The following is a 9,360-nucleotide window of genomic DNA, read 5'->3' as shown; positions in this document are numbered from 1 at the left end:
CGGCGGTCCGAAAACCGCCGCGCGCTCGCCATCGAGCACCCACACTTATCGGCTGTTGATTTTTAAAGAACATTCGCAGGAAGCGCCTTGCTTTCACCGCGTTGCTGCGTCAGCAGCAGAGAAACGAAATTATGAAGAACCTTTTTGCTGCTGTCAACTGGTTTTTTTCAACATCGCCTGAAAAAACCCGCCGACTCCACCGTCGCGCCCGTTTCTGCCGCGACCCCGTTGCGTCGCATCGACTGCCTGCGCCACAAACGAGGACGCGAATCTTAGGCCATCCCGCGCCGCATGACAAGGGTGTGACGGGAGATTTTTTCCGGTCACTTTTTTGCAGCGCCTAGCACCGCCGACAGCGGAATCGCGTCCGCCATCGCCGCATACCCAGCGTCGCTGGGATGAATATGGTCGCCACTGTCGAATGCGGGTCGCAACCTCGTCGGTTCGGCGGCATCACGCAGCGCTGCGTCGAAATCCACTACGCCGTCGAACGCCCGAGCCGTCCGTATCCAGCCATTCACCTGCGTCCGGATTGCCTCACGCTCGGACGGCAAAGCCGCCGGCGTCAACGTCGCCCCGAAAATGCGCAGTCCGCGAGCGTGCGCCGCGGCGATCACACGCTGATAGCCAGCAATCAGGCTGTCTGCCGTCACCTGGGTATGCGGGGCATCGCAATCCAGGCCGGCTCGCACCGGCATTGCAGCGAAGTTGATGTCGTTGATGCCGATCAGCAGGATCACCGTCTTTACACCGGGTTGCGCCAGTACGTCGCGTCCAAACCGCGACAGGAGCGCATCGCCATAGCAGGGCGAGTCGCTCAGCAGTCTGTTTCCGCTGATCCCGAGATTTACGACGGCCGCCGACCTGTCACCGCTTTGCGCCACTTTGCGTGCAAACGCGTCAGGCCAGCGACGATTCTGGTTCAGGCTCGAACGCATGCCGTCGGTAATGGAGTCGCCGATCGCCGCAACCGTCGAGGACGAGCCCCCGTCCACCTGCAACCCGGTCACCCAGGCAAATTGCGTGAAGCGCTGGCGGTAAGCCTCGGCCGAAGAATCGTCCACATGATCGCCAGGCGTCGACACGTAGTTCACCTGACTCGACACACGATGCCACGCGACCATCTTCTGATCACGTCCCATATAACTGCTGATCGCGTAGGCAGTTCCGGCCGAAATTCCCACTCGGACCGGATCGCTATCGATCTCTCCACCAGCGGGCAAGCTCACCGCCGTCTTCCCACCGAACGTCACCCGCGCCTCGGTACCGCTCTTCGTGGCAGCGCCCGCGCCAGCTCGAGCAATCCTGAGCTCGTCGACGGCGAGCGCCGCCTTTCCGTACGCGTTACTTATATGGATGCGCGCAACGTCCCCGGACAGCGTCGGATAAACGATCTGCCGAACCGTGCGCCCCGCGACATCGGGCGCACGGTACAGCGCGGGAGGATTGGGCATCTGGGGAATCGGCTGCAGCGCGGTCGCCCACGCAGTCACCCAGCGCGGCTGGGTGTCGGCCGCGAAAACCGGGTGCGAGGCAATCACAAGGAAAGACAGGGCAGCGCCGCACGCGGCGGCCAGAGAACGAGTGGTCATTGCGACTGATCGGTGAAAAACGGTTAAGGGCGGAAGCCGCTCATTGTGCACGATCGCATAGTGCAAACCCCTACCAACCTATCCCGAAAAATTTATTAACCGACCGGACGGTTGGTTTATACTGCCGAACACACACCCACCAGCACGAGAGCGTTCGACATGTACACGCAATCCCTCGACATTCCTGGCAACGTTGCCCCGCTCGACGCGGCCGCCAGTTCTCCCGAGCAGGCCCGCTTCGACGCGGTCATGGCCGCTGACGGCAAGATCGAGCCGCAAGACTGGATGCCCGACGCCTACCGCAAGACGCTGGTTCGTCAGATCTCGCAGCACGCGCATTCGGAGATCGTCGGCATGCTGCCGGAAGGCAACTGGATCACGCGTGCGCCGAGTCTCAAGCGCAAGGCCATCCTGCTTGCAAAGGTGCAGGACGAGGGCGGCCACGGTCTCTATCTGTACAGCGCAGCCGAAACGCTCGGCGTCTCGCGCGACGAGATGATCGACGCGCTGCACGCCGGCAAGGCGAAATACTCGAGCATCTTCAATTACCCGACGCCGACGTGGGCAGACGTCGGCGTGATCGGCTGGCTGGTCGACGGCGCGGCGATCATGAACCAGATTCCGCTGTGCCGCTGCACATACGGTCCGTACGCACGCGCAATGATCCGCATCTGCAAGGAAGAGTCGTTCCATCAGCGTCAGGGCTTCGACGCACTGCTCGCAATGATGAAAGGCACCGACGCGCAGCGCGAACTCGTTCAGCAGGCGGTGAACCGCTGGTGGTGGCCGGTGCTGATGATGTTCGGGCCGAGCGACAAGGATTCCGTCCACAGCAATCAGTCGGCGAAGTGGGGCATCAAGCGCATCACGAACGACGATCTGCGCCAGAAATTCGTCGACGCGACCGTCGAGCAGGCAAAGGTGCTCGGCGTCACGCTGCCCGATGAGAAGCTGAAGTGGAACGAGGAACGCGGCCATTACGACTACAGCGACCTCGACTGGGAAGAATTCTGGCGCGTCGTCAACGGCGACGGTCCGTGCAACAAGGAACGCCTCGCCACCCGCGTGAAGGCGCACAACGACGGCGCGTGGGTCCGCGAAGCGGCCCTCGCCCACGCCGGGAAACAGCGCCAGCGCGCGCAGCAACACGCCGCCTGAGTGGCGCCCTCGAATCTGGAAGGACAGCAAGGAGATACTGATGAACAAGGAATGGCCGATCTGGGAAGTCTTCGTGCGCAGCAAGCAGGGGCTCGACCACAAGCATTGCGGCAGCCTGCACGCGGCGGACGCGTCGATGGCACTGCGGATGGCGCGCGACGTCTACACGCGCCGCCAGGAAGGCGTGAGCATCTGGGTGGTGCCGTCGTCGGCGATCACGGCATCGGCGCCGGACGAGAAGGCTGAACTGTTCGAACCGGCTGGCGACAAGATCTATCGCCACCCGACGTTCTATCAGCTGCCCGACGAAGTCAACCACATGTAAGCGCGCCTCATGGATATCACGCCCCAACACCTCGCCTACGTGCTGCGCCTCGCCGATACGGCGCTGATCCTCGGTCAGCGCAACGCGGAATGGTGCGGCCACGGCCCGATTCTCGAAGAAGATATCGCGCTGTCGAACATGAGTCTCGATCTGGTCGGCCAAGCGCGCCTCCTGTATACGCACGCCGCCGAACTCGAAAAGACGCTCACGGGCAAGACTCGCACGGAAGACGACTACGCATACTTTCGCGCCGAGCGCGAGTTCGCGAACTACACGCTCACCGAGCTGCCGCACGTCGGGCCGCTCGCGGGCACCGCGCACGCGGACAAGGATTACGCCGTCACGATCGTGCGCAACTTCCTGTATTCGACCCTGATGCTGCACGTGTGGTCCGCCTTGACGGGCTCGACGGATGGGCAACTGGCCGCGATCGCTGCGAAGTCGATCAAGGAAACGCAGTACCACGCGCATCATTCGCGCGAGTGGCTCGTGCGCTTCGGCGACGGCACGGACGAATCGCATCGTCGCGCACAGGCCGCGCTCGACTATCTGATTCCGTACACGCGTGAGTTCTTCAGCGCCGACGCAACGGAAGACGCGATCGCCGCGGCGGGCATCGGACCAAAGACGTCCGGACTGGAAACGCTATGGCTCGAAGACGTGCGCGCCGCGCTCGACGAAGCGACGCTCAAACTGCCCGAACCCGTCAAGCACATCACGACGGGCAAACATGGCGAGCATTCGGAGCACATGGGCTTTCTGCTCGCGGAATTGCAAAGTCTCGCGCGCCAGCATCCAGACGCAAGCTGGTAATCAGTTGATCCAACAGGTGAGTCAAACGATGACTTCGACCGCTCAATCAGCAGCCGTTGCACGCGATCACGCGCTCGACCAGGCGTGGGCCGTGCTGGAAGCTGTGCCCGATCCGGAAATTCCCGTTGTGTCGATCCGCGAGCTGGGCATTCTGCGCGACGTGCGCCGCGCCGCCGATGGCGCGCTCGAAGTCGTCATCACGCCGACTTACTCGGGTTGCCCGGCAATGTCGCAGATCGCGGAAGACATCTGCGTTGCGCTCGACGCCGCCGGCTTCGCGCCGTACCGCGTTCAGACCGTGCTCGCGCCCGCATGGACCACCGACTGGATCACCGACGACGCGCGCGCCAAGCTGCGCGCCTACGGCATCGCACCGCCGACAGGCAACTGCGGCAGCAGCGCACATGACGCGAACGCCGCCGCTGGCACGAAACAGAAAGTGATCCGCTTCGTCCCGCGCTCGCTGCCCGCGCCCGCTTGCCCGCGCTGTGGTTCGGTGCACACCGAACGACTCGCGCAATTCGGCTCGACGGCATGCAAGGCGCTGTACCGCTGCATCGACTGCCGCGAACCCTTCGACTATTTCAAACCGTACTGATATGGCCACCCCGCAATTTCATCCGCTGCGCATCCGGGAAGTGCGGCCCGAAACCGCCGACGCGGTTTCCGTCGCCTTCGAAGTCCCCGTCGAACTGCGCGAGCAGTACCGTTTCACGCAGGGACAGTTCGTCACGCTGAAGACGCACATCGACGGTGAAGAAACGCGCCGCTCGTATTCGATCTGCGTCGGCGTCACCGATTACGACCGCGACGGCGAGCTGCGCATCGGCATCAAGCGCGTGCGCGGCGGCCGCTTCTCGAACTTCGCGTTCGACACGCTGCAGCCCGGCCACACGATCGACGTGATGACGCCGGACGGCCGCTTCTTCACGCACCTGAACGCGGATCATGGCAAGCAGTACGTCGCGTTCTCCGGCGGCTCGGGCATCACACCCGTGCTCGCGATCATCAAGACGACGCTCGAAATAGAGCCGCGCAGCACGTTCACGCTGATCTACGGCAACCGCAGCGTCGATCAGATCATGTTCGCCGAAGAACTCGAAGATCTGAAGAACCGCTTCATGAACCGGTTCGTGCTGTATCACGTGCTGTCCGACGATATCCAGGACGTCGAACTGTTCAACGGCGTGCTCGATCAGCAGAAGTGCGCGTCATTCCTCGAGACGCTCGTGCCGGCGGACGCGATCGACGAAGCGTTCATCTGCGGCCCCGCGCCGATGATGGACGCCGCCGAAGCCGCGCTGAAGGCAGCGGGCGTCCCGCAAGACAAAGTGCACGTCGAGCGCTTCGGCACACCGCTGCCGCAGGCGGGCGTGCCCGTCGCGGAAATCACCGACGACACGCCGACCGCCGACCTCGAGATCGTCCTCGACGGCAAGAAGCGCAAGCTGCGTCTGCCGTATCAGGGTTTGAGCGTGCTGGACGTGGGCTTGCGCGCCGGACTGGCGCTGCCTTACGCGTGCAAGGGCGGCGTCTGCTGCACGTGCCGCGCGAAGGTGCTGGAAGGCGAAGTGAAGATGGAAAAGAACTACACGCTGGAAGAGCATGAGATCCGCGACGGGTTCGTGCTGACCTGCCAGTGTCATCCCGTCAGCGACAAGATCGTGGTCAGCTACGACGAACGCTGACGCCCGCATCACGCATGGCGCGCCGTGTCGTTACCATGTGGGCGCCATGCGCCGTTTGCGCGCATCGTCGCTTTCGGCGCACACGCGATCCGCTTACACTAGGGGCCGCCCGTCACAGGAAAGTCATTTCCTTCGACGCGCGGCCTTTTCCTTTACATGACCGAGCACTGCTGACCGAAACGCTCGCTGCAATCCGCACCGCCCCTGACAATGAGCACGATCCACATCACCAACGGCGACGTTGCCGCCGAGTCACTGCGCAAGGCGCTCGAGCAGGCCGGCCGGACGGATGCCGTGCTGCCTTTGCGCGACGATCTGGCAGTCGGCCCGTTGCGCGGTGTGGATGAGACGCCGCACATGCGCGCCAACTTCTGGCGACGCGTCAGCGGCGACACGACGCGCGATTTCGTCGCCGAATTCGATGGGCAGGCGGACGTTCTGGATGCGCTAGTCCGCGGGACCTCGCATGTCGTCGTGTGGCATGGCCAGAGCGCGGCCGATCAGCTGACGCTGCGCCGCGTGTGCTTTTATCTGCGCGAGATGCCGCACCGGCTCAACGAAGTGCACCTGTCGATCGACGATCTGACGGGCGACGCGAGCGCACCTCTGCGCCGCCCCGATCGGGCGACGTCCGTCGGCATGTTTTCGCCCGATCTGCTCCAGCAATACTTGTCGCGCGCCGCGCCGATTTCGGCATTGCGCATCGGCAGCCTTGCGCTCGAATGGCAGGAGGTGAAGCTCGCCGACGCGGAACTGCGCCGCTGGCGCGGCAATACGTACACGAGCGGCACGTTCGAGGAACTGGACGCGCTGATCTTCGAGAACGCCGTCGAAGGGTGGCAGTCGGCGGGACGTGTCGCCGCGTCCGTCATGGTTGCCGATAACGGCCTGCTGATCAGCGATGCCATCGTGCTGTGGCGTCTGCGTGAGCTTGCCGCCGCCGGCCAGTTGCAACTGCGCGGCAACGCGGATATGTGGCGCTCGCTCGAAATCAACGTCACGCCCACCAATCTTTCCCCCGCTTAAAACCAACTAGAACAACCATGGCCCGTACACGAGCCCCAGACCACGAGAGCCAGCGCGACCAGATCCTCGAACTGGCCGCTGCAAAATTCGCTCAAACGAGTTACCCGAGCACGTCAATGGCCGATCTCGCAGCGGCCAGCGGCACGTCGAAGGCGCGTCTCTACCACTATTACGAGAGCAAGGAAGCGATCCTTTTCGACCTGCTCGACCGCTACACGAAGCGGCTGATGCTGATCATCGCCGAGGTGGAAGGCGCGAGCCAGCGGCGCGGACTCACCGAACGCGAGACGTTCGCCGAACTGATCCGCGCGTTCCTCTCCGAGTACGAGACGTCGCACAGCCGGCACGTGGCGTTGCTCAATGACGTCAAGTATCTGGTCGAGTCGCAGCGCGAAATCATCCTGAACCGGCAGCGCGACGTCGTCGCCGCGTTCGCGCGCCAACTGGCCCGCGCCTACCCCGAACGCGTGACACGCGAAAACCAGACGGCCCTCACGATGATGGTTTTCGGGATGATCAACTGGACGTTCACGTGGCTCAAGCCGGGCGGGCGGATGGGTTACAAGGAATTCGCGGAACAGGTGGTCGCGATGGTCGATCACGGGCTGGTCAGGGGCAAGCCGATAGCAGGCGCCGAGGGCAGTTGAGCCTCTGGCGCGTTCCAGGCGGTTGCACCCGGGCTCGCAAACAGCGGCTTGATGCTGTGATGCAGCATGCCCACCGTCCCGTTGCGGCACGACGACGCTGCGATCGCACGATCATTCTAAATTTTTCATTTCAAAATCATATAGATACGTCATTGCGTGTTTAATTTTTAGATCATCCGCTCGATTGACTTCAGGGTTTTCCCTAGTGAGAGTTCGGGTTTTCCATTAGAATGCGTTTTGCGGCGCGTCATGCCGCATGACTATAGGAGAACCCCATCCATGAGCGAGCAAACTATCCGCGCCTCCGAGCCGATCGCAGTCGATCGCTTGCTGAACGTCGCCGGTCGCGCGCCTGTTCTGGTGCGGGAGCTCGGCGAAAAAGACCGCAAGCGCCTGCTCGCCCACTTCCTCGAGTTGGGCGAAGAAGACCGTCTGCTGCGCTTCGGCCAGGTTACGCCGGACCACGTCATCGAAAACTACGTCCGCACACTGGATTTCACCCGGGATACCGTGTTCGGCGTGTTCGACCGCCATCTTCAACTGGTCGGTGTCGGCCATCTGGCCTATCTGCCCGCCGAAGGCGAAACGCGCACGGCCGAATTCGGCGTGTCGGTGTCGGAGAGCGTGCGTGGCCAAGGCATCGGTACGAAGCTCTTCGAACGCGCCGCGATTCGCAGCCGCAACACGCACGTCACGTCGCTGTACATTCACTGCCTGTCGCGCAACACGACGATGATGCACATCGCCAAGAAGGCCGGCATGAAGATCGAATACGCGTACGGCGAAGCGGATGCCTATCTGACGCTCGCTCCGGCGGATCAGAACAGCATCATTTCGGAAATGCTGCAGGAACAAGCGGCCGTGTTCGACTACGTGCTCAAGCGCCAGGCGCGTAGTACGTCCCAGCTGATCGAATCGTTCATTCCGACCGCGATCGCCGCGTAAGCGCAGCAAGACGCAATAGCACCGCAGGGCGGCTCGTCAACGAGCCGCCCTTTTTCGTTTTTGCACGCCGCGCTCAATAGCCAGCCGATCACAAACGCAGCGCGGTCGTCTCCTTGAACTTCTCCAGCGAAAAGCGGCGAAGGCATTCAGCACATCGCGCTCGGCACGAACGATATCTACAGGACAATCGACGGCCTGCGCGGCGCGAACATCTCGCTGCTCGATACGATCGATACCTACTACGAACTCGTCGACCGCCGCGTGTCGAATGACAGCGAGCCGCTGGAAGAACTGCGCAAGCGCAAAATCCTGATCGACGGGGCGCGCGAAGAGCTGCTGCTGCAAATCTTCACCGAAAACCAGATATGGCCGATCTTCTTCGAGATCATCCGGCGCAAGGGCAGTCAGGGATTTGGCGAGGGCAACTTCAAGGCGCTGTTCGAATCGATCGAACTGGATCAGATTCGTCGCGGAGTCGTGCGGGACAAAGCCTAAAACGCGCTTCAGCGGATCCGCCGATAGAGAAAAGGCGAGGATCGCACGATCCTCGCCTTTCGGTTTCTGAAACCAGTGACTTCGCGTCGACCGGCCCTCATTGTTCACAAGCGGGCGATCGCGCCGATCACCCGCGACCGAGTCAGCCACGCCGCTGCGCGTCTTCGGACGAGCGCCTCTGGTTCACGGCGACCGACGTCGCTCCGACCTGCGTGGTGCGCGTGACGGCATTCGCAAGCGCATGAGCGCCGCTGTTCGGGCGCATCGACGCGCTCATCGCGAAGAATGCCGCTGAGACCATCAGGAAGGTCTGAATGTGTTTCGTGTTCATGCGTACTCCTTTTTCGACTGCACAGCGAAGCTCCGCAACATGCGGAACGTTGCGATTCGTGCAAGTGGGGAGTTTAGACCGGCATCTCAAGCGCCGTTCCTGCCGTTTCATGCTCTTACACGCTGTTACACGACGACACCGAAAAGCCCGCGAAACGTCATACGCGTGACATTTTTGTCCGTGTTCCATCCCGCATTGTGGTGTTTTCAACGATAGGCGGCGGGTTTTCACCAGTGCTACCATCGCGAAAAAGCCGTCAATATGGCGACCCCGGCCGGAGCATTCACAAGATGCCGAGGCCTATAAGGTTTTGGCGATCCCAAACTGGGTGGAGGAGTAC

Annotated in this window: 11 protein-coding genes and 1 pseudogene; 10 read left to right on the top strand and 2 right to left on the bottom strand. The window is 62.4% G+C overall.

Annotated features, from left to right (window positions below; all coding sequences use genetic code 11):
• Positions 1-181 (top strand): hypothetical protein (locus J8I87_RS25095; protein ID WP_209934723.1); only part of this gene is annotated, 181 nt, incomplete at its 5' end.
• Between the two features lie 142 nt (positions 182-323).
• Here the strand turns inward: J8I87_RS25095 and J8I87_RS25090 are convergent.
• A complete protein-coding gene (locus J8I87_RS25090) occupies positions 324-1,592 on the bottom strand; it encodes an SGNH/GDSL hydrolase family protein (protein ID WP_209934727.1) in 1,269 nt (422 codons plus the stop codon).
• A gap of 159 nt (positions 1,593-1,751) precedes the next feature.
• Between J8I87_RS25090 and paaA the strand changes: the two genes are divergently transcribed.
• The 9 genes and pseudogenes from paaA to J8I87_RS25045 all read left to right on the top strand — a co-directional run.
• Positions 1,752-2,750: a 1,2-phenylacetyl-CoA epoxidase subunit PaaA gene (paaA, locus tag J8I87_RS25085; RefSeq protein WP_209934722.1), complete on the top strand. Its 999-nt coding sequence runs from the start codon at positions 1,752-1,754 to the stop codon at positions 2,748-2,750.
• 40 nt (positions 2,751-2,790) lie between these two features.
• The gene (gene paaB, locus J8I87_RS25080; protein WP_012402209.1) at positions 2,791-3,075 is read left to right on the top strand and encodes a 1,2-phenylacetyl-CoA epoxidase subunit PaaB; all 285 of its coding nucleotides are present in this window, start codon (positions 2,791-2,793) and stop codon (positions 3,073-3,075) included.
• Positions 3,076-3,084: 9 nt separating this feature from the next.
• Positions 3,085-3,888 carry a 1,2-phenylacetyl-CoA epoxidase subunit PaaC gene (paaC, locus tag J8I87_RS25075; RefSeq protein ID WP_209934721.1) on the top strand — a complete coding sequence of 268 codons (804 nt, stop codon included), beginning with the start codon at positions 3,085-3,087 and terminating at the stop codon, positions 3,886-3,888.
• Between the two features lie 28 nt (positions 3,889-3,916).
• Positions 3,917-4,486 carry a 1,2-phenylacetyl-CoA epoxidase subunit PaaD gene (gene paaD / locus J8I87_RS25070; protein WP_209934720.1) on the top strand — a complete coding sequence of 190 codons (570 nt, stop codon included), beginning with the start codon at positions 3,917-3,919 and terminating at the stop codon, positions 4,484-4,486.
• A 1-nt stretch (position 4,487) separates the two neighbouring features.
• On the top strand, positions 4,488-5,576 hold the full coding sequence (gene paaE, locus J8I87_RS25065) for a 1,2-phenylacetyl-CoA epoxidase subunit PaaE (RefSeq protein ID WP_209934719.1): 1,089 nt from the start codon (positions 4,488-4,490) through the stop codon (positions 5,574-5,576).
• 210 nt (positions 5,577-5,786) lie between these two features.
• Positions 5,787-6,602, top strand: a complete 816-nt coding sequence (locus J8I87_RS25060; RefSeq protein ID WP_209934718.1) for a DUF1835 domain-containing protein — start codon at positions 5,787-5,789, stop codon at positions 6,600-6,602.
• A gap of 17 nt (positions 6,603-6,619) precedes the next feature.
• Positions 6,620-7,249: a TetR/AcrR family transcriptional regulator gene (locus J8I87_RS25055; protein ID WP_209934717.1), complete on the top strand. Its 630-nt coding sequence runs from the start codon at positions 6,620-6,622 to the stop codon at positions 7,247-7,249.
• A 279-nt stretch (positions 7,250-7,528) separates the two neighbouring features.
• Positions 7,529-8,194, top strand: coding sequence for a GNAT family N-acetyltransferase (locus J8I87_RS25050; RefSeq protein ID WP_209934715.1), 666 nt, complete (start codon positions 7,529-7,531; stop codon positions 8,192-8,194).
• A 126-nt stretch (positions 8,195-8,320) separates the two neighbouring features.
• Positions 8,321-8,689, top strand: a pseudogene (locus J8I87_RS25045) (4-hydroxyphenylpyruvate dioxygenase); the annotation flags it as partial.
• Between the two features lie 142 nt (positions 8,690-8,831).
• On the opposite strand, the gene J8I87_RS25040 reads toward J8I87_RS25045, so the two are convergent.
• The gene (locus J8I87_RS25040; protein WP_209934714.1) at positions 8,832-9,020 is read right to left on the bottom strand and encodes a hypothetical protein; all 189 of its coding nucleotides are present in this window, start codon (positions 9,018-9,020) and stop codon (positions 8,832-8,834) included.
• Positions 9,021-9,360 lie beyond the last annotated feature (340 nt).

The organism is Paraburkholderia sp. LEh10 (assembly GCF_017814945.1).
Classification (GTDB): Bacteria; Pseudomonadota; Gammaproteobacteria; order Burkholderiales; family Burkholderiaceae; genus Paraburkholderia.
Note: the sequence above shows the minus strand (reverse complement) of the source record. Positions and strands in the feature narration are given on the sequence as shown.

What these genes read in the sequence shown, in the direction of transcription:
- paaD (WP_209934720.1), top strand. Translation starts at nt 3,917, where the DNA reads ATGACTTCGACCGCTCAATCAGCAGCCGTTGCACGCGATCACGCGCTC.
- J8I87_RS25050 (WP_209934715.1), top strand. Translation starts at nt 7,529, where the DNA reads ATGAGCGAGCAAACTATCCGCGCCTCCGAGCCGATCGCAGTCGATCGC.
- J8I87_RS25060 (WP_209934718.1), top strand. Translation starts at nt 5,787, where the DNA reads ATGAGCACGATCCACATCACCAACGGCGACGTTGCCGCCGAGTCACTG.
- J8I87_RS25055 (WP_209934717.1), top strand. Translation starts at nt 6,620, where the DNA reads ATGGCCCGTACACGAGCCCCAGACCACGAGAGCCAGCGCGACCAGATC.
- J8I87_RS25040 (WP_209934714.1), bottom strand. Translation starts at nt 9,020, where the DNA reads ATGAACACGAAACACATTCAGACCTTCCTGATGGTCTCAGCGGCATTC.
- paaB (WP_012402209.1), top strand. Translation starts at nt 2,791, where the DNA reads ATGAACAAGGAATGGCCGATCTGGGAAGTCTTCGTGCGCAGCAAGCAG.
- paaE (WP_209934719.1), top strand. Translation starts at nt 4,488, where the DNA reads ATGGCCACCCCGCAATTTCATCCGCTGCGCATCCGGGAAGTGCGGCCC.
- J8I87_RS25090 (WP_209934727.1), bottom strand. Translation starts at nt 1,592, where the DNA reads ATGACCACTCGTTCTCTGGCCGCCGCGTGCGGCGCTGCCCTGTCTTTC.
- paaA (WP_209934722.1), top strand. Translation starts at nt 1,752, where the DNA reads ATGTACACGCAATCCCTCGACATTCCTGGCAACGTTGCCCCGCTCGAC.
- paaC (WP_209934721.1), top strand. Translation starts at nt 3,085, where the DNA reads ATGGATATCACGCCCCAACACCTCGCCTACGTGCTGCGCCTCGCCGAT.